At 56.6% G+C, this 20,417-nt stretch carries 11 protein-coding genes; 7 read left to right on the forward strand and 4 right to left on the reverse strand.

Annotated elements, in window-relative coordinates:
• Nucleotides 1-34 precede the first annotated feature (34 nt).
• Nucleotides 35-1,273 carry a hypothetical protein gene (locus RJT37_RS17570; RefSeq protein WP_313686506.1) on the reverse strand — a complete coding sequence of 413 codons (1,239 nt, stop codon included), beginning with the start codon at nucleotides 1,271-1,273 and terminating at the stop codon, nucleotides 35-37.
• A 226-nt stretch (nucleotides 1,274-1,499) separates the two neighbouring features.
• Here RJT37_RS17570 and RJT37_RS17575 point away from each other — a divergent pair, with 226 nt between their 5' ends.
• The 3 genes from RJT37_RS17575 to RJT37_RS17585 are packed head-to-tail and all read left to right on the forward strand — an operon-like array spanning nucleotide 1,500 to nucleotide 7,820.
• Nucleotides 1,500-4,724 (forward strand): DUF499 family protein, encoded by a 3,225-nt coding sequence (locus RJT37_RS17575; protein ID WP_313686508.1) that lies wholly within the window; start codon nucleotides 1,500-1,502, stop codon nucleotides 4,722-4,724.
• A 39-nt stretch (nucleotides 4,725-4,763) separates the two neighbouring features.
• Nucleotides 4,764-7,382, forward strand: a complete 2,619-nt coding sequence (locus tag RJT37_RS17580) for a DUF1156 domain-containing protein (protein WP_313686510.1) — start codon at nucleotides 4,764-4,766, stop codon at nucleotides 7,380-7,382.
• A gap of 42 nt (nucleotides 7,383-7,424) precedes the next feature.
• A complete protein-coding gene (locus RJT37_RS17585; RefSeq protein WP_313686512.1) occupies nucleotides 7,425-7,820 on the forward strand; it encodes a DUF8076 family protein in 396 nt (131 codons plus the stop codon).
• 165 nt (nucleotides 7,821-7,985) lie between these two features.
• On the opposite strand, the gene RJT37_RS17590 is transcribed toward RJT37_RS17585, so the two are convergent.
• The 3 genes from RJT37_RS17590 to RJT37_RS17600 form a co-directional block, all read right to left on the reverse strand.
• The gene (locus tag RJT37_RS17590) at nucleotides 7,986-8,297 is read right to left on the reverse strand and encodes a hypothetical protein (RefSeq protein WP_313686513.1); all 312 of its coding nucleotides are present in this window, start codon (nucleotides 8,295-8,297) and stop codon (nucleotides 7,986-7,988) included.
• 378 nt (nucleotides 8,298-8,675) lie between these two features.
• Nucleotides 8,676-10,472 (reverse strand): 5-methylcytosine restriction system specificity protein McrC, encoded by a 1,797-nt coding sequence (locus tag RJT37_RS17595; RefSeq protein ID WP_313686515.1) that lies wholly within the window; start codon nucleotides 10,470-10,472, stop codon nucleotides 8,676-8,678.
• The gene (locus RJT37_RS17600; RefSeq protein ID WP_313686516.1) at nucleotides 10,465-11,697 is read right to left on the reverse strand and encodes an AAA family ATPase; all 1,233 of its coding nucleotides are present in this window, start codon (nucleotides 11,695-11,697) and stop codon (nucleotides 10,465-10,467) included. The genes RJT37_RS17595 and RJT37_RS17600 overlap by 8 nt, the downstream gene beginning before the upstream one ends.
• A 131-nt stretch (nucleotides 11,698-11,828) precedes the next feature.
• Here RJT37_RS17600 and RJT37_RS17605 point away from each other — a divergent pair, with 131 nt between their 5' ends.
• From RJT37_RS17605 to RJT37_RS17620, 4 genes are all read left to right on the forward strand, one after another.
• Complete coding sequence (locus tag RJT37_RS17605; RefSeq protein WP_313686518.1) at nucleotides 11,829-13,586, forward strand: DEAD/DEAH box helicase; 1,758 nt, start codon at nucleotides 11,829-11,831, stop codon at nucleotides 13,584-13,586.
• On the forward strand, nucleotides 13,579-14,769 hold the full coding sequence (locus tag RJT37_RS17610) for an AAA family ATPase (protein WP_313686519.1): 1,191 nt from the start codon (nucleotides 13,579-13,581) through the stop codon (nucleotides 14,767-14,769). Before RJT37_RS17605 ends, RJT37_RS17610 begins: the two co-directional genes overlap by 8 nt.
• A gap of 114 nt (nucleotides 14,770-14,883) precedes the next feature.
• The gene (locus tag RJT37_RS17615) at nucleotides 14,884-17,478 is read left to right on the forward strand and encodes a PD-(D/E)XK nuclease family protein (protein WP_313686521.1); all 2,595 of its coding nucleotides are present in this window, start codon (nucleotides 14,884-14,886) and stop codon (nucleotides 17,476-17,478) included.
• The gene (locus RJT37_RS17620) at nucleotides 17,475-20,336 is read left to right on the forward strand and encodes a UvrD-helicase domain-containing protein (protein WP_313686523.1); all 2,862 of its coding nucleotides are present in this window, start codon (nucleotides 17,475-17,477) and stop codon (nucleotides 20,334-20,336) included. The genes RJT37_RS17615 and RJT37_RS17620 overlap by 4 nt, the downstream gene beginning before the upstream one ends.
• Nucleotides 20,337-20,417: the final 81 nt, after the last annotated feature.

A 20,417-nucleotide genomic window follows, 5' to 3' on the forward strand; every position in this document is an offset into this window, starting at 1 on the left:
CCGTTAGCGGACTTTCCACTATCGCAATCGACAATCAGTCTATATCGGTGAAGGATAGTGTCCGTGTACCCTGTTCTTTATCGTATTCTCTCGCATTTTCATTTCTCCATGTCTCGTAGTCATCGCCCTCGTTTTTGAACCGCGCAGCCCATACATTCTGAAACTCGTGGCCGTATTCGGATAACTGGAACGCGGATTTCTCATCCTGATACCAGTATCCTTCCACTAGTGCTCCCGCTTCCTCACGGAGGAGCAGAACGATATCCACAATTGGCCACTCTTGCCAGTCTCTTTTAGCTAAAAATTCATCTGCAACCTCGCTCAAGTACTGGTCAGATCCGTCATAATTATCCTGACCACCGATCTCTGCAAGATATTCGTGAGTCGAAGTCTGAGACACGCAGCTGCTTGATTCGACTATTTCCAAGTCAGGGTCTGGATCATCCCCCGTCTCGATCCCGAAGTCTTCCACCCACTTCTCAACCTTCTCACGTTGCTTGGCTCCAGAGTTGGGAGCCATGATAATTCTATTTGCCATCCATTTTGTCGCGGCAATGAATTTCCTCCAAATTTGGGATGCGTTCGGGTCTTCGGCTTGTGGAATCCCCTTTGCGTCGAAATCAACCTGTATATTCGGTGAAAACGGATTGAATACCAGACGGAATTCTTTCTCGATGTCGAAGTCTTCGCCTTTGAAGAAGGAGACTGTAGCAGGCCATCCAGCCGGTTGAAGGCTCTCATCTTTCCAGCGTTGTTGGTAGCGGCAGGCGCCAACTTTGATATCGCAGTTGGGATTCTCAATTGCCAGATCCCACTCTGGAGTTTCGGTTAATCCGCCCGCCGGGTTATTATCGTCTGGGTCAATGGGTTCCCATAGTAGACCAGATAAGAACTCACCAACGGTCGTCTCAATGGCACACCCCTCGGCAAGATTCGGACTCCGAGTATATCTTTCCCATATGTCATTATCTTCGTCAGTTCCCATGCGCCAACAGTTTGCGAAGTGCTGCTTCCGTGCGTTCTTGTGATACTCTTTGGCTCCTTCTACAAACTCTTCGTCGGAAGCTGTGTCTACATCCTCATCTAGTCGTTGTCGCTTACGATAAGAGGCCGCTGCGAGTGCCCCTCGAAACGTACTTTCACGCTGGAAATTTTCTACGACACCTTCGTTGTCGTCGTTGAACTCGGTCAGCTGCTTGGAAAATAGTCCTTCCTCAAAAAACGTGTAGAGATCTCTTTGTTTTTCGATCGATCGGTATCGTCGAATGATCATCTGACTAGACGGGAGAATAGCATATTTGCAGCGAGGGTTTGGAAGATGATTCCGGGCGATCATGCGTACTACGGCTCTCAGAAACGTGTTGAATCTACTGATAGCAATACGACACCAAGTGTCGAGGGTCGCGTGAATCAGGGGTCAAAGTGATTGACGTTGTTCTCAAATAGAGGGCCGAGATGTCGCACATTCATAAGGCGATGCCACATCTTACCGAACAACGATGAGTGCGGACGCCATTCCTGAAACGACAATCGACGAGACCCTGACGCTCAGTCGGGAACTCACGGAGGGGGATAGCCTCGTCAAGGGCCAGATTCGCCTCTACGACGTTGAGAGCGACGCGGGAACCCTCGAGTCCGATGCGGAACGGTTCTTCGACCGGACGCTCCTGACAGAGGGCCTCGAAGACTCGCTGAAACGCCTGCGCGATACCCTCGAAGGTGAGGATAACATCCGCATCCACGAGATGTACGGGCCCTATGGGACGGGGAAGTCCCACCAGATGGTGGCGATGTACCACTGCTTCGACTCGCCCGGAATGGTCGAGGAGTGGGCTGACGGTCGGATCGAAGGACTCGACGGCACGCTCCCCCGCGACGCCGTCCCGATTGTTGTCTCTCTCCAGAAGGAGCAGTACGAATACCTGTGGGAGCCGCTCTTCGAAGCGCTTGATTACGACCTCGACGAGTCGGAGTACGAGGACGGCGGTTACCCCGACATTGACACGATTACCGACGCGGTCGGCGACCGGACGGTCGCGTTCCTCGTGGACGAGCTCGAAGACTGGTTCGGCTCGCTCGAGGGGCGCCGCAAGAGCGCGAACAAGGGATTCCTCCAGGCGCTGCTCGAAGCGACCTCGCGCACGAATCTCTTCGCTATTATCTCCGTGCTGCGCGAGGGCTCCGACGTCCACGACATCCTGTCCCGCCAGGAGCGCGTCGAGGTCAACATGTCCAACCAGGTCGATATCCGGGAAGTCCTCCGCCACCGCCTCGTCGAGCCCGGTTCCATCGACCAGTCGAAGATGCGCGATCTGGTGGACGAGTACATCGAAGCCTACGCCGAGACTGACTATGTTGACCTCCCGGACGGCCTCCGCGACGAAATGTACGAGACGTACCCCTTCCACCCCGAGCTCATCGACGCGCTCAAGACGCGGTACTTCGCCGAGACCGAGTCGGGCGCGACCCGGGGAATGCTCTATCTCTTTGCGAAGGTTCTCGTTGACCGTCACCAGCAGACCGACCTCATCACTCACGGTGAGGTTGACGCCGTCGAATACAACGACGAGCTCACCCGCATCAACGTCGAACACGCCCGCCCCGACCGCTGCTACGACGACATCGTCGAACGCCTCACCGACGCGGACATCGACTACGGCCGCGACATCCTCAGCACGGTCCTCATCTACTCGCTCACGCCCGGCCTCGACGAGGGCGCGACGACGTCGGACATCGTCGTCGGCACGTTCCACGCCGGCGACCGCGTCAACGACATCATCGTCGATCTCGAGCGCCTCCAGGGCGAGGTTTACCACCTGTGGCAGTCCGACGACCGCTTCGTCATCCGAGAGGACGAGAACCCGCGGTCGCTGATCCGGAACGCCGCCCGCGACGTCGAGCCGGGGGAGGCGATTGAGCTCATCGGCGACACGGTCGAACGCCTGTTCGGCTCCAACGCGTACGCGGTCGGCTTCAACGAGGACGGCGAACTTGAGAGCGTCCCCGACAGCCAGAACGTCAAGGTCGTCGTGAAGAACGGGCCGTGGGACGCCGACAGCGTCGCCGAGATCATCAAGAACCAGCCCGCCGGCCGCCAGTGGCGCAACACGCTCGTGTTCGTCCAGCCGAAGAACGGCAAGACCATCTCGACGACATCCCAGCAGGAGAAGTTCCTCAGCAAGGCCAGGGAGGTCATCGGGGCGCGGCTCCGTGAGGACGACCAGAACCTGAGCGAGGAGATACGCGAGGATATCGCGGAGCTCAAAGGCGAGTACGAGGACGACCTCCTCGACCGCCTGGAGGGCGCGTACGGCGAGGTCATCGACGGCGACGACCTCCTCAACGAGTTCGAGTACGCTGCCGAGATGACACTTGAGAACTTCGTCGCCGCGGAGGACGAACTCGATGCCGGGAACATCGCGGCCGCCGCCGAAGCGGACCCGTTCGACCTCCAGCGGCACGCCTGGGACATCGTCCGCGACCGTCTCGACAGTCGCTCGGAAACCTCCGTCGAAGACATCTACGAGCAGTTCCTGATGGACCCGACGTACCCGATTCCGGGCAGCGTGGGAGCGGTCGCCAACGCCGTCGAGGACGGTCTGGACGACAAGCCCGTGCTAGCCCATGACGGGAGTCAGTTCAGCGACGACCTCCGGAACCTCGACCGCGACACGACCCTCGTCTTAAAAGACGATGTGGAACAGTGGTCAGTAGACGAAATTACGACCGCGCTCCAGCGCGAGTTCAGTGGTGAAACGACAGAAGTCGATATCGGTTCTTTCGAACGCGATATATCGACAAGGACCGATGTCTGGCTCGTCGATGATGACCCCCACGATGCAATAATGCGGGCTGTCGGTCGGCTCGCCAACGAAGACCACTACGTCCTCGTGAGTGGCAACGAGATTGTTTCAAAAGCACGATCCGATGCAAAGCTCCGAGATGTCTCCGACGCTCAAACGATCGGTGCCACCGAAGTAGGCGAACGCATCCGAGAAACGATCGACGCCGCGGGAGAGGCGGATACCTCTCAGGTTCTCACGACAATCCGCAACGACACCGAAGTGTATCTTCCACAAGACGACACAAAAAGCGCATTCCATGGCGCTGTAAACACCCTGCTATCCGAGGAGTACAAACTGAAAACAGACAGCGATTATGTCGGTTCACTTGGCAAGCGCCACCCGACGACTGTGACCGTCGTGCCTATGATTCCTGACGATGTGGGAGAACGTATTTTAGAGTACATCCGAGGTTTGGACGAAGAAGAAACGTTCCAAGTCGGCGATATCAAGAAGGAGTGTGCTCCTGACCACGACGAGGACGCGGTAAAACATTTCCTCCTCGATCACCTCGGCGAGAGCGATCCACACTACATTGTTCACTCGACTAGGTCGGAAGATCTCGATGATTGGTTCCCCGGTGCCGGGTTCCTCATTCCACCAGGAGGATGGACGTTCGAATATCAAGGTGACGACCCAGCTGAACTCAGAGAAGAGTGGCAGGACTCTCACGAGTCAGGGACCGTCACATTCGGGTCGATATCATTCAATACCGACGGAGGAGGGGGCGCTCCTGGAGCCCTGCAAGCTGTTGCCGAGTTCCAAAAATCACATACTGACCTCAAGCTAGAGCATGGCCAATCTCACGAAACTATTGCTGATGTCCTAGAGAACATTCCAGAATCTGCTAATGGTATCGATATCACGATTCAATTCCAGTGACGCGAACACCTAAATACGAAACCGATCCCATCATTTCCCATGCCTGATTCGAACGGTTCGCGGTCTGATCTCCCTATCGAGCGCGGCTTTCCCATCGAGCAAGTGAACGATCTTGCCGACCGCGAAGGCCGGGCGAAACTCCACTACCGGCCGTTGACGACCATGCACAAGTGGTGGGCTCGACGGCTCGGCAGTGTCTTTCGTGCAATTTCGCTGTACTCCCTCGTCTCCGACCCCGATCGAGTCACCGTTCGTGACCCGGACGAGAAGGACCACGACCTCACAGACTTCGACGAAACGTCCGGGGACGCGGATACTGTCGATGTCTCGGAGATGATCGAGAACGTCGATTTGGCTAACTCCGACGCTATGTGGGAGCTCTACTCCAAAGACATCCGTGTCGAAGACACCGATGTCTTGGACCCGTTCATGGGTGGCGGGACGAGTCTCCTCGAAGCAATTCGATTCGACGCGGACGTGACTGGCGTCGATCTCAATCCCGTCGCGTGGTTCATCACGAAGAAAGAACTCGAAGCCCACACCGTTGATCCCGAGGCGCTTCGAGACGCCTTCGAGAACGTCCAAGATGCGGTCGCCGAGGAGCTCCAGTCGCAGTACAAGACGGCGTGTCCCAACGACGAAAGCCACGTCGCTGATGTCGTCTACGCGTTCTGGGTCAGGGAACTCGACTGCACATCCTGCGGAGAAACGGTCCCGCTGTTCAAGGACTACCGTGTCGCCAAGGGCCGGTACGAAAACAGCGACAGGTACCACGTTTACTGCCCTGACTGCGGGAACGTCTTCCTGACAGACGATTACCAGACTGAGACAGTCTGCTCGGACTGCGGCAACGAATACGTCCCGGAGAACGGCCCTGTCTCACGGGGCGGTAATTACGGCTGTCCCTCTTGCGGCCTCAAATATCCGATTGTGGATGCGATAGCTGACGGGCAGTCGTACGCAGAGTCACTCTACGCCCTCGAGTACTACTGTACGGAATGTGAGGACGAGGGGAGGGATCGCCCGACGTACAAGGGCTACAAGCGTGCAAGGGACGAAGACGTCAAGCGTTTCGAGCAAGCAGCAGATAGTTGGGAGAGCGAAAATGCCCTCGCCGACTATGTTCCGCAGGGAGACATCCCTGAGGGCGCGATTACGACGTCGTCGTCGATCAGCGGGAACGACGTCTTCCGCCACGGATACGAGTCGTGGGAGGACATGTTCAATGACCGCCAGCTCTACTGTCTATCAACGCTCCTCCGTTCGATTGACGAGGAGGTAGACGATCAGACCGTCAAGGAGTACCTCCTGCTGGCGTTTTCGGATTCGCTGATGTTTCAGAACAACTTCTCCATCTACAACGTCAACGGAAACAAGATAGAGGGGATATTCAGGCAGAACTCATTCACCCCGGAGGTCGAATACACGGAAAACAACGTCTGGGGAACGCGGGCCGGCCGCGGAACGTTCCGAAATACCTGGGACAAGGTTGTTGACGCCGTTGAGTTCGCTCAGTCACCAACGGAACGATACATAGAGAACGGTGAAACCGAAGAGACAGCCCCCTTTGAGAAGCCTGTTGGTGGCGAGTACACGATCCATCAAGGCGACCTGCACGACGTGGATCTGGAGTCGGAATACGACGCTATCATCACCGATCCCCCGTACTACGACAACGTTGTCTACTCCGAGGTATCGGACTTCTTCTACGTCTGGCAGCGTCTATTACTCGGTGACGAATACGAGGGATTCACGCCTGAAACAACCCCGCGCGAGGAGAGCATCGTCGCCAACCCGGCAGAAGGGATGGATTCAGATTCGTTCGAGTCAAAACTCAGAAGTGCGTTTTCGCGGATGCGCGACGTTCTATCGGACGACGGTGTTCTCGTGTTCACGTATCGACACGGCGACGAGGACACCTGGGGGGCGCTTCTGGAATCACTGTGCGACGAAGGCTTCGACGTTACCGCGACGTATCCGATTTCCGCGAACCTCAGCGAGTTCGTCGTCGGCGACGAACTCAACTTCAGTGTCGTCGTCGTCGCTCGTCCGGCGACGGACCGAGAGCCAATCAGTTGGTCGTCGCTCCGCCGCCGTGCTCACCGGGCCGCGAGCGAGACGCGCGAAAAGATTCAGGCCGGACAGACGCTCTCTGAGGGGGATATCAGCATCGTCGAAATGGGTCGCTGTTTCCGCGAGTACTCGAACCACCACGGGAAGGTACATCGCGGGGGAACAGTGATGTCTGCGACGGAGATCGTCAGCGAGATCTACGACATCATCTCCGGGAACGTCACACCGGACGAGATCTACCTCGACCTCCTCGAGATGGACGAGCCCACCCTCGACGACGTGACTCGGTTCTGTCGGGGGACCGATATCGACCCCGATGATCTTCGTCGACGCGGCTTGTTCGTTACTGACGACGGTTTCGAGTTGACGGACTGGCGTACAGAAGAGCGAATCGAATACCTCCGCGGACGGTCCACAGAGGAATTGACGCCGCTCGAAGGGGTACAGTTACTTCGCTATCGGGACGCGCAAGACGTGAAGCCACCTGACGAACAGCGTGACCTCGACGTGACCTCGGAAATGATCGACGTCGCGGAGGAGTTGGCGAGGCTGACTGGAGACGAGGGCTACGAGGCCCTCTTCTAACCTTGGTGCACTTTGATACCTCCGTAATTCGAGGACGACACCATGAGTGATATCGACGCCGTCGCGGGGATGTACAATATCGTCGATCGAAGGAGAAGGGAAACTGCCGACTATCAGGTTCCCGTCGGGGAGTTCATAGCGAAGCTCGAAAACCACGATCTGCCACAGGAGATCTGTGTCGTTGGACTCGGTGATGTCCTCTCCGGAGACGAGGAACTGCGTGAGTCGCTCGTCGATACAATGCGACAGGAGATGGACTATCTCAACGGCCAGCGACCACTGCCAACCGTTCAGTTCGCAGTTGACGGCGAGTTCCAGAACGTCGGTGATTCATTTGACGTCGAAATAAACGGAGAATTCCACGCGCTAGAGTCCGTATTCGGCCGGCAGATGAAACAGCGAGAACCAGGCTGGCTCGTAACGACGTTTCGAGTGTAATCTAGTTTTCACAAACTGTGAGGTACTTAGGCTTGACAGAACCAGTCTGCTGAGTAGAGATAAGACTCAGTAGGTTGTCTTCCCTTCGTTGGCGCCGATGAACCGCGACCTGGGAGTATAAAGGCCCAAACGGAGTATTTACTTCGACAGATGGGTGAAGGAGAGTTATGCTATACTCTCACCATCGTCGCCGTCTGGAACAGCTACAACCTCAATTTTAACGACACCAACTGCTTCACGGCCACAGCGATCGCATTGCGGCATTACGTTCGGGATGCCACCACTGATTGTGATGATATCGTGACCGTCCGGGCAGGCGACGAACGTCGTTGCACGGTCAAGTTTTTGAGCCAGTTCCTTTGCCGACTCCGGGGAGTAACCGACACGGAACGACCCATGTGTCAGAGTCTCCACTTCGAAGATGACCTGATCAGCGTTGGAGTCCTGATCGCTGACCCCAGGTTCGTCGCCGTTCATATTTTTGCCCCGTGATCGGCGAGCCATCCGAGTCTGTCACAATCATCCCAATCTCTTCGAGAGTGGGTCTTCAAGTTCGTGGATTTCGATGCCCTCAGTCCCGAATTCGGTATGTTTGTGTTTGAGTCGATCCACGCAGGGTTATTCGGTCGGTGGCATTGTTTGCTTGCCATCACCCCCAATTTCGTGTAATCTCTCAGTGAGGATGTTCCTCACCCGGGGGTGAGCATAACATTTTTAAGATTCGAATGGAGGTTATCTCGGTTGAATTCAGAGGAATCTCGATTGCGGACAAGATACACTACCTGTATGTCGCACGGCTGTTGAAACCCTCCCGATTCGAGGATATCTGGCAGACCCCCCTTTCCCATGTTACCATCACATTAGTGCCCAGGGACCTTCCTTCGAGACAGTGACTCCCCCCTCCCCCTGCCGGAGAAAGTACAAGGTCACCCGGCCATGGTCATCGGCTGTATCAGTCGTATAGACGGGGACACACGTCGTCTCGTGTTGCGGATAGCGCGGCCGATCGTCCTCGTCCGTCTTACCGCATGCGTCCTTGATGCGGGATTTCGTCCACTGGCCCTGATTTTCGAGGTCCGGCTTGTTTGGTCCGTACGTCGAGAACGCGATGTCGTTGATCACACGGGCAGCGAAGGTTGCTGGATTACTGATTGCGAACGGTCCCGTCGTGTCGTAGACCTCGGAGAGGTTGTCTTCAGAGACGTCTTCTAGGCAGAGATGGCTATGCTGCACCGCGCTGAACACACTGAGCTCAGGATATTTGAGCGCGAGCGATTCGAGTAGGTACTCCCGTGTGAGTCGTTCGTACTTATCACAGGTGAACTCCTCATCGGGGGAGATCACCTCGACTTCCCCACCAGTATTAGTCACCGGGAGGCGATCCCGGTGGTACTGTGGGCAGAGAAAGGCCATCCGGTCGGTGTCGGTGAGATACGCGTAGGCGAACATCCGCGACCGCGAGGCCGAATCGTTTGCCGGATTCTTTCCTTGCCGGTAGTACTTCGAGTCGAGAACGGCCAACGTTTCGTCGCCGTCGGTCAACAGATGATCGGGCTCGTGCGCGGCTTCCGCATTCCCCTCGAAAGGGTAGAGACGGGGTTCATCCTCGCACTCGACATCAGACAGCCGGTCCAAGTGGTCGATCGCTCGCAGTGATTCGAGTTCCCGTCGGAGAACTCGTTGCGTATAGTCCTGAAATAGCGAGTTCATGCTCAGCGCGTAATCCACGAGTAACTCCTCGGGGCCGCCACCGGTCTGCCCCAAGAGAGCTGATGAGAGAATCGACTGCGACGTATGGACCGCTCGACGGTAGTAGTGACGTTGCCGCGGAAGATCAGCCAGAGAAAGCCGTCGATACTCCCCGAGTTGCTTCTGACTGCTCTGAATCCCGCGGTCCTCAATTTCCTTCACCTGTTGGTGGACCATCGACAGCAGGAGATCCTGTCGCGGATGTTGGTGACCGTCACGCTCCTGCTGAAGCAATCGTAGCAGGAGCTTCCCCGCCATGTGAATGGCTTCGTTCACCGGGTTCGCGTAATCGACCTCCGTTTCCACCCACGTCGGCTCCGGGTTTCCCGTCGCGTGATTCATCAGCGTCTGAGCGACGTCAACCGATCCGAGTCCCTCGTACCCGTCCCGTCGTCGGATATTGAGGTCCCGGATGAAGCCCTTCTTCGTGATGGTCTTGACGCCGTGTACGTAGTTGATCGCTAGTATAGCGATGAGCTGGGACGCTTCGATCTCGCCGGCAATCAGCTCCTCGAGCGGGATACCGTAGTGTGACTGTGTGCGGTCGATATCGTAGACCGTGAGGAGCATCCGGATGACGTTCTCCCACTCGATTTTCGGCTCGACCTGAACGCTCATCCCGGGCACGAGTTTGACGATCCCAACGACGTCGGAGGGTTCGACGTGGAGCGAGTTTTCTACGATTCGGGCGGAGAGGACGTGAAGCGGCCCAGAATCGCCGTCGTCTGCTTCCGCACGGAGTCGCGGGCGTTTCTTCACGTACCGGCTACCTTCTTGGACGAAGTTCGCTGCTCGGAGTTCGTCCCGGAGACTCTCCGGGTCACAGCCCTCGACGATCAGCTTCCGATTTTCCTGGACGGAACAGAGTTCCGTTCCGTACTCACATCGAACTGCGTTACTCATAGGCGCTGACGCCCATCTCGCGCTCTTCGGCCTTGGCCTCCCTGGCTGCGAGGTCGATCGCCGAGGACAGGTCGAAGGCCTCGAACTGGTCGTCGAGCGTCTCGTAGTGCGTCGCCAGTTGGTTGATTTGGGGGAGCGACGCGCTATTCAAGAGCCGGGGAGCGATGTAGGTCGAAAACGCCTGCCCGACTGCTGTTGCTTCTTCGCCTTCGTACGGCCCGCCTTCCTCACAGGCACTCTTGAGGAACTTCGTGACGTCCACGTAGTGCATCGGTCCGAACTCCATGATCCCGCCTTCGCCGCTGGTCGTCGTTCCGTTGTTGACACCGTCGTGGTGGCTCTCGAAGAGGTCGTGAAGCCGTTCCTGGTCAATATCGATGTCCGGCCCGAGTTCGCCGATCCAGTCGTCGAATAAGTCCGCTCGTTGTTCTTCCTCGTAGCGGCTCAGCTCTATCATCGCAAACCGGCGGGTAATCGCGTTATCGAGTTCGTTGACCGTCCGGTCCGACATGTTCATCGTACAGATGATCTTGACATTGTCGTTGAGAGTGAGTCGGTTCCCCTCTTCGTCGCGGAAGATCGCTTGATCGTAGTCCTCAATAGCCGTGTACAGAGGCCCGAAGACTTGGGAGATGTCCGCCCGCGTTATCTCGTCAATGATGACGCCCCAGTTGTCGTGATACTCGTTCGCTTTCTGAATGCCCTGGGAGACACAGCCTGCCTGCCGAACATAGTTAATATCGCCGTCGTCGGTCTCGGGCTGGATACTACCGGTGATGTCCGCAGGCGTCCAGCTGGGCGTCGCCGTAGAGATAGAGTAGTTGATACAGGTTTTCAGGGCGAGTTGCTTTGCGAAGTAGGTCTTCCCAGTGCCGGTTGGGCCGTAGAGGACAATCGGTTTGCCGACCTCAAGGGCAGTTTCGGCATTCTTCTGGACGGTGTTTGGAACCCGAATGTCGCCAAGGGTGTCGTTCCGCTGTGCCACCGTCTGCTTAACCGAGAGGGGAGCCGTCTGAGACGTTAAGATCGTTTCCTTGATTTCACCCCCGCTTCCCGGGACATCTACGTCGATATTCCGGTTTTCGACTAAGTACCGGATGGCGTCGGGGTCGTTGGTCTTGTTGATGAATTCTTTCGCTTGAGCCGCGCCGCCGAGAATGAACCCGCTGAATTCTTCCGCCTCTTGACGGTCGTAGTCCTTGAACTGAGGCTTCCCGCTGCTCATTACGGGGAAGGTATCACCGATGTCTTATAAAATGCCCCCTGAAGCAGGAGCCGGTTCGACGAAGCATTCACCCGGTGTGGTCATCCCTATACTGCACAACGCATTTGACAGTCTGAGGTATCTATGCAGGTATGGATGATGAGGACCTCGTCGATGTCGAGGTCACACACGAGGCCCCCGACGATATCTCGGAGGCATTCTCTGCTGAACCCTCGGAATTCCCGTTTCACCGTCTCACTGTCATTGCGAACCGACTGAATGCAGGACAGCCGGACACAGAACTCCGGTCGCTCTCGAGCGTCGATGAAGAGCAGGTCAAGCTGCTCGAACACCAAGTTGACGCCGCCCATCGAGCGCTGTTCGAGATGGGCGGGAAGGCCTTGCTCGCCGACGAGGTTGGGCTCGGCAAGACCATCGAGGTCGGAATGATTCTGAAGGAGATGCATTACCGGGCGACGGACGATTCGGTCCTCATCTTGACGCCCGCCCAACTCGCAAAGCAGTGGCAGGGTGAACTCCGGGAAAAGTTCGGTCTCAACTTCGTCTGTAACTACGACGACGAGTTCCAGGGATTCGACACCCACGACCGCATCATCTCGAGCATCGACACGGCGAAAAGCGACCGATACCGCCACAGCGTCCTCTCCCGAAACTGGGACGTCCTCGTACTGGACGAAGCTCACTACGTCAAAAACGAGGACACCGATCGGTACGAACTCATCGACAAGCTCACCTACGACTACGCGTTCTTCCTCACGGCCACCCCGATTCAAAACGAGCTGACCGACCTCTATAACATCGTCTCCCTACTGCGGCCTGGGTTGTTCGGCAGCCGGGAAACGTTCCACCACTACTTCGTGGACAACGGCCAGGACACACTGGTGAACCGCGACGAGCTACAGCAGCGTCTGCACCAAGTGATGATCCGGAACCGGCGGGCCGAAACTGACATCGATTTCACGAACCGAGAGATCGATACGCGCACGTTCCAGCCGAGCAATAGCGAGCGCGAACTATACGACGCGGTGACGGACTACGTCCGAGAGGCGTACAGCGAGGATCGGGGGCAGAAGTTGGTTCTGATGATGCTGCAAAAGGAGGTCGTGAGCAGTCCTGCGGCCCTCGAGAAAACGATTCGAAAACAGCTAGACGAGAATAACAAACTCACGCATCGAAGCGAACTAGAGACGATTCTGGAGAAGATCGATGCCATCGAGACAGTCACGAAACAGGAGCGGCTCTTCGATATCGTCGAGGAAGCCCGTGAACACGTCGAGATGGGGAGGGTCATCGTGTTCACGCAGTTCCGGGCGACCCAACAGCAGGTCTTGGAATCGCTTCAGGAACAAGGGTACACGACCCACGCCTTCCACGGCGGACACTCAAGTCAGGAAAAAGAAGACATCGTGGATCGGTTCCGGGAGGAAGGCGGGGTTCTCGTCTCGACGGACGCGATGAGCGAGGGGCGAAACCTCCAGTTCTGCAACATCATGGTGAATTACGACCTCCCGTGGAACCCGATGAAGGTAGAACAGCGCATCGGTCGGATTCACCGCATTGGCCAGAAGCGAGAGGTGTTCGTGTTCAACATGGCGCTTGAAGGGACGATCGAGGAGTACGTGCTGGAGCGGTTGTACCACAAGATCGACCTGTTCCAACAGACCGTCGGAGAACTGAGCACGATTCTTACGCGCCTCGAAGACTCCGGGCAGGGATTCGAAGAGGAGATCTTCGAACGGCTCGTCAACGCGGACTCCGAAGCGGACCTCGAAAATGACTTCGAAGCGATGGCGGTTGATCTCGAGGAACAACAGGAACTCTCCGAGAAGGTAGAGAACTTCAACAGCGCCGTCTTCGAGAACTTCGACCTGGGTGCGACCGATGACTGATGCCACACTCTCCGTCACGCAGTCGAGACTAACTGCGTTCACCCGAGACTATCTGCAAACCATTGGCGCGTCCGTCCACGAAGACGGATCTCGATGGCACGTCAACCTTCCCGGCCACATCGACGTCACGTTCGGCGACGGGAGCGAGTTCGATGTCGTCCTCGAAGCCAACCCCAGTGAGAACAGCGGGCAGAATGAGTTCGTTCCGGCCCCCGAGAGTGAATTCGCTCAACAGTTACTCGACGAAGCCATCTCAATGGCCTCCGTCGGTCGGTTATCAGTTACCGACGAACTCTCAGGAGGCGAGTACCAGTACCCTGACTGGATTATAGAAAGCGACCTCCAAGTCGTTGATGCTGAGTTCACTCCGTATTACGACCGTGAGGCGGTATTCGCGGTCGTGCAGGTCGGGGTCGAAACGGTGAGCGAGTACCAAACGCAGTTCCTCGAGGCCGTCACCATCGATGCTTCGTCGCAGGAGGAATTGGCTGAGATGTCGGAAACGATCCTACAATCCTTCTATGATCCGAAGAACGCACCCAGAGACGGAACCCCGGAAGAGAATGCCGTAAGTGGGTCTATCGAGGTGAATACGTTTGAGGAGATTGTCACTGAGTGTCAACAAACCGCACTCGATAATGTTCGTGGAGCTATTGACGACCTCCGTGAGTCGGCCTCGCGTGCAGCCGATGCCGAGTTTGATGAATACCGACAGCTACAGAATCAACAACTCGGCGACCTTCGGGAGGAGATAGAGTCGGTGACGAATCAACTCCAGAACGTCGCGGATGATGTCGATACCGCGTCGTCCCACGAAGACCGAGTTGAGGCTCTCGAAAAGCGGGAAGAACTCCAAGCGAAGATAGAGGAACTAGAGGAGAAGCGATCGGATATCCTCGAGTCAAAACAACAGGGGTTCGAAGACAAGCGACGTGAGATCTATCACCGACATCAGCTCGAAGTTCGAACGAAACCAGTAGCTGCTACCCTTGTCTCATACGAACGCGGGGAAATCGAGCTCCAATTGGCTAACTCCAAGCGAAGCGAGACCATGCGAGTCCCCTACGGAGCAGGTGCCGGGTGTTTAGATACCGTCACCTGCATCAACTGTCAATCGAAGCTCTCGTCTGGTAATCCTGTCCAGATAGGGCCTACAGGGATCCAATGTTATCAGTGTAGGTAGAATGGGATTGTTGTTGGGGTTATTAAAATGACTGTCGTATGGTCGGATACGCGATGGCCATATGTCACTCAGTTCTGCGACAGCCTTATACTGCAAACATCTGATTGATTTCTTGTGTCTATTAAGCAAGCAAAGCCCCTCCAGCAACTCTACGAGGAGGTTCACGGCTACGACCTCGTCATTGTGCCGGATGCGCCGCTTGCTAGTGCCCTCAACCGTCACCTTGAGCGGCCACGACTAGGCGACTTCGCAACGACGCCCCGCCGTGCTGCTGCTGGCCGCCGCGAACAGGTCGAAGAGCGAACCGTCTTTCTCGAACTTCTCCACGAAACGGATCTCTCTTGGAAGCAGGCCGCGTACCTCGGCGAGGAGATTATCCACTGCTGGGAGTATACTGGCCGCCCCGACGCTATCCTCGAATACGAACAGTTCAACACAGCGAGCGTTGAGCAGGCCGTCGAATACGTCCGAGAACTCGACACGACGTCGCGTCACCTGACGGACTATACCATCGACGGGGCGAAGGAGGTCGCCGTTATCGGATACCCACAATTGACAGAACTTGAGCGATCGATTCTTCCCGACGACCACGATCGAGTTGACCGATTCACAGACCAGACGTTCGACCGCCCACCGTTCCGTCTGTTCGATACCTCCGCGGACATCATCGATGCTCTGCTCAACACGGTCACTCCGGAGAACGCCGACGATATCGCAGTCGTCCTCGACGCCGGGAGTGAGTTCTCCGCGCTGGTCGAGTCCGCACTCGACGCTGAAGACGTCCCATTCTACGGTGGCCCTGGGTTCCTTGATGACCGCGATCATCGAACCTTCCTGCGCCTTCTGCGGGCAGCCTTCCGTGGCCGCGACGTTCGCGTCGGCGATGTCCAGCCTATACTCGAACACCTTGGTCTCGATCTTGGGATTAACCACGATGAGAAGCGCCTCCACAGGCTCGATGCCCCAGAAGCAGAGGAGTTCAGTGACTGGTGCGCCGCAATCCAACGGGGGGACTGGACGTTTGAAACATCACTGACTGAATACGAGTCACTCCGTGGGGGCGCAGAGTTCGAGGCGTTCCGTGAGGAACTGGAGACGCTCGGTATCGCCACGCAACCCGTGACCGAAGCCCGCGTTGACGACCTCGAGTTCTATCTTCAGTCGTATGAAGTCCCCGTCGAGCACGAGAACGAAGGGGTACTGCTCGCTGATGCGACTTCGGCGACGCACGTCGATCGCCCGCTCGTGTTCTATCTTGGACTGGATGACGACTGGACACGAACGCCGCCCCACCGCCCGTGGGTCGATCGAGAGACGGAGTTCGAACGACATCTCCGACAGTTCCAGTTGTTGCTCCAGAACGGCGCGGCACAGTACTACCTCGTCCGGGACACCGTCGGTGGTGACCCAGTCACACCGTGTCTCTACTTCGAAGAACTACTCGAGGAGTCCTTCAATCGATTCTCCGACCTCGGTGCCGAACGATACACCGTTGACCGGGAGGACACCGAGTCCGGCTTCGAAGCTGATTCGACAGCTGTCCAGCCGGAGACCGTCTCGACGATCAGTCAATCCAGTCTCAGTACGTATGTGAATTCACCACGTGACTACTTCTTCGACCGCCTCGTCGAGTCACCGGACAAGGATTACTTCCGCGAAGGGAATCTCTTCCACGATTTCGCCGAGTTCTACGTGCACCATCCTGACGCCGTCTCGACAGACCAACTCGAGGACTTGGTTGACGTGATGGTCGAAGAGATGGAGCCGTTCGTTCGAGACGTGGACCGCGAGGTTCATCGGACGCGCTTCCGAGCCGGGTTATCGAATCTCATTGCATTCCTCGATGAACACGCACCCGATGTCGGTGACTTCACCATCAATGACCACCAAACGGCTGAGAATACGTTCGCCAACGCGTATGACCGTCCCATCGGTGCCGATATTACTGAACGGGAGTTCGATAATGAGGAAATCAGCATCGATGGGAAAATCGATCTTGTTCAGTCCGCGACGCGACTCGTAGATTACAAGAGTGGGTCTCAGAAGTCCGCCTCGCAAGTGGTGAAAAACTCGGCGCTCGAAGACCTCTCTGATACACCGAATTTCCAAGCGCTGCTGTATCTCACCCATCAACGGTCGCGGCAACCAGACGAACAACTCGAGTTCGTCTTTGTCCACTTTCTGGAGAACATCGATGACATCGTGCGTGGAGAGGCAAACCTCGAGGATACGCTCACGACAATCACGTACTATCCAACACCGTACGTCGAGTACATCAAACGCAAGGCGACCTTTGCCCAGTTGCGGGATGACGGTTCGAACGATTGTCAGAAGACTCTCTCCCAAGCAACCTACGACGATTACCTGACTGTCTTCGAGGCTGCTGAGTTCCCGTCGACGCGAGAGAGCGACGCACTCATCGCCTCAGAATTCGGGGAGACGTTCACGGAGAGGATGCAAGACGTCGTGGGCGATTACAAGTACGTTCAGAACGGCTGCGAGCAAGCGATGCGGGACTTGATGCGGATCCGGAATCAGAACTACTTCGAAGATGACCTCGATGCCTTTGAGGAGTTCGTCGAAGAACGGCTCACGGAACTAAACGACCGACGCGCTGGGGGAGAACGCTTCCCCGTGGCAGACTTACTTGACGAGCCAAATTATCGACGCGTCGATCACCGGGATCTCCTCCTGGAGGGAGACCGATGAGCGACAGTGCCACCGACTACGACGATAGCCCGAGTCCGAACACGAAACAACAACGGCTCATCAACAACGTCGAAGGCACGTATCTGGTCGATGCTGGCGCCGGGACGGGGAAAACGTTCGCCGTGACCCGTCGCTATGCGAATATTCTCGATTCGACGACTGCCTCCCCCGAGGACATCCTTCTGATCACGTTCACTCGCAATGCTGCGACGGAGATGAAAGACCGTATCGTCAGCCACTGCGACTACAGCATGGCGGAACTCGCGGATGCCCCGATCCAAACGTTCCATAGTCTCTGCCACGACATCCTCCAAGAATACGGGTTCGACGCGCCGACGCGGCTCGGGATCGACGACCGTATCCCGAGTACGACCCGCATTATTGAGGACGACATCGTCGAGGAAGCGCTGTTCCAGGAGTTCTTCGAGCAGTTTACCGACGATCACCCAGAGTATACAGACATTCTTCGGACGGTTTCTTCCCCACCAGAGCTATTGGATCTCATCAATCAACTCGCGGCAAAGGGCGTGTTCCCAACGAGCGAGGGTTGGTACCGAGATGGGGAATCCCATTTGGATGGTGACTTTGACGCGTTCAAACAGCAGTTCGACGAGCTGAATCAACCGCGGAACGGCGGGAACAAGCAGTCCCGGCTTCGCTCAAAGCTCTACCGTTATGGACAAGACAAGTGCTATCTTCCGGACGCCCCGCCGAAGTACGAAATTCGTGGTGATGGAAAGCAAGTCCCTGACGATCTCGCCGCGCGTGTGTTCGACGACAACCGTGAGCACCTGAAGGCGTTCGTCCACGACCTCTACTATGAGTATCTCGAATTCGCGCTGTCACGGAACTACCTCAACTTCGGGTTTCTCCAGTTGTTCGCGTTCGTTCTTCTCTGTGAGGATCATCAGCTCCGGGAGCAGCTGAGCTTCGAGTACGTGATGATCGACGAGTTTCAGGACTCCAGCGAGATCCAGTTCAAGCTCGCTCTTCTGCTTGCTGACACGGACAACCTCTGTGTCGTCGGTGACTGGAAACAGAGTATCTACTCGTTCCAGTACGCTGCTGTCGAGAACATTCTGGAGTTCCGCGATCGCTTGGATGAGTTCGCAGCCGACCTCAATACCGACCACCAGCGCATCACGTACGATACGTCCACCGTCCAAACGATCGAACTCGAGAAGAACTATCGGTCTACCCAGAGCATCCTCGATTTCTCGGAAGAAGCACTCGTCACGCCTGCCGCGAACTATGACTCGGTCGATGAAGCCGACGTCCGCGACCGGATCGTCCACCTGAATTCGACGGCTGATCACGACAATTCGACCATCGAAGCGCTCCAGCACGACGATGAACACGAGGCCATCTTGGCGAAAATCCATGAGATTGTCGGGAACTCCAACTACCAAGTCAAAGCTGACGATGGCAGCCTCCGGGATCCGGAATACCGGGACGTCGCCGTGTTGACGCGGACTCGAGACTTCGGCCGCGAACTCCAGGCAACGGCTGATGAGCACGATCTCCCGATGGCTTACGAAGGTGGTATCGAACTGTTCCGCACTGACCAAGCGAAACTACTGCTCGCGTGGCTTCGTATTCTCGAGTCGAATGCAGATCGTGGGTGGGCGCCGGTTCTCGAACGGGCTGGCTATACTCTCGACGAAACCGAGCACATCCTCGAGACTGAGTCGTATCCGGATGAGATGGTCGCCTTCCGGGACAAGCTCGCAGAGACAGAGACCCTCGGCGGCGTCATGCGCCAAGTGTTCGACCGCTACGGGTTCACTGGTGACCGGGCAGATGTTCTGCTGCATACGGTCGAATCTATTCGAGAAACAACGACCCTCACCCGGGGCGACCTCATCCGATTCATCACGCAAGGTATCGAGCAGGGGAGTACGCACGAGGTGAACACGGGAGCAGGCGACAATTCGGTCACTGTCCAAACGATTCACGCGACGAAGGGCCTGGAGCACCCAATCGTCATCCTTGCGAATATGAACGCTGGACGATTCCCGCCGTCGGGAGGGGATAGTCCGGCCATCATGTACGATGACGCTGCTGGGCTCCGACAGCGCAAAACCTTCGCCGAAGCCCACGGGCAACCCTACATCTACGACAACTGGAAGACAGACGTCATCAGGAAGTGCTTGTCGCAGAACTACGATGAGGAACGCCGACTTCTCTACGTCGCCATTACCCGAGCCGAGAATCACGTCGTGTTCACAGCCGGGAACGACCCGAACACGTTCCTCACTGAGCTACCTGTCGGGGTTGACGCTGGTAGCGACGAAGTCCCTGACTTCGCTATCACAGACGACGAGCAGAAGACGCTGGACGTGTCCCTGCCTGAGCAGGTTGGGCCAAGAAGTTACTCGCCACACTCGTTGATGGACGAGACAGTCTACGAGGAAGTTGAAGGGGGCGCAGGCAAGGAGTTCGGCTCACAGGTTCACGACTTCGCTGAGCAGTACGTACTGGGAGAAGAAGTCGAACCGCAGAACTCTGATGAGCAACACGTACAGTCGTTTATCGACTCGCTGTCCGGCGAACTTCGCCCTGAGGAGAACGTCTATCTCCCGCTCGAAACCACGAACGGACGGGTGACGCTCTCCGGGGTGATCGACCTCCTACACATTACCGCCGATTCAATCGATATTGTCGATTATAAAACAGACCGCGGGCGTCACGCTGAGGACGAATACCGGAAGCAACTGAGTGTCTATTACCACGCACTCGACGAACTGTACCCAGACCGGACGATTACGCCATCGATACTCTATACGCAAAGAGGCACACAGGTGGAAATCAATCCCCTATCGATATCGGCCATTTCTGACCGCATCGAGAGCAAGTGAAGTCACCGATGGCGGGTGCGTACTGAATTTATGCTTAGTTTTAGCGTCACTGCCAGTGTGTCGTACTCACTGTCAGTGTGC

Source organism: Halobellus marinus (assembly GCF_032113415.1).
In the GTDB taxonomy this organism is placed as follows: domain Archaea; phylum Halobacteriota; class Halobacteria; order Halobacteriales; family Haloferacaceae; genus Haloquadratum; species Haloquadratum marinus.

Excerpts from the sequence above, each read along its gene's own strand:
- RJT37_RS17605 (WP_313686518.1), top strand. The coding sequence starts at position 11,829 with ATGGATGATGAGGACCTCGTCGATGTCGAGGTCACACACGAGGCCCCC.
- RJT37_RS17610 (WP_313686519.1), top strand. The coding sequence starts at position 13,579 with ATGACTGATGCCACACTCTCCGTCACGCAGTCGAGACTAACTGCGTTC.
- RJT37_RS17575 (WP_313686508.1), top strand. The coding sequence starts at position 1,500 with ATGAGTGCGGACGCCATTCCTGAAACGACAATCGACGAGACCCTGACG.
- RJT37_RS17585 (WP_313686512.1), top strand. The coding sequence starts at position 7,425 with ATGAGTGATATCGACGCCGTCGCGGGGATGTACAATATCGTCGATCGA.
- RJT37_RS17620 (WP_313686523.1), top strand. The coding sequence starts at position 17,475 with ATGAGCGACAGTGCCACCGACTACGACGATAGCCCGAGTCCGAACACG.
- RJT37_RS17600 (WP_313686516.1), bottom strand. The coding sequence starts at position 11,697 with ATGAGCAGCGGGAAGCCTCAGTTCAAGGACTACGACCGTCAAGAGGCG.
- RJT37_RS17595 (WP_313686515.1), bottom strand. The coding sequence starts at position 10,472 with ATGAGTAACGCAGTTCGATGTGAGTACGGAACGGAACTCTGTTCCGTC.
- RJT37_RS17570 (WP_313686506.1), bottom strand. The coding sequence starts at position 1,273 with ATGATCATTCGACGATACCGATCGATCGAAAAACAAAGAGATCTCTAC.
- RJT37_RS17580 (WP_313686510.1), top strand. The coding sequence starts at position 4,764 with ATGCCTGATTCGAACGGTTCGCGGTCTGATCTCCCTATCGAGCGCGGC.
- RJT37_RS17590 (WP_313686513.1), bottom strand. The coding sequence starts at position 8,297 with ATGAACGGCGACGAACCTGGGGTCAGCGATCAGGACTCCAACGCTGAT.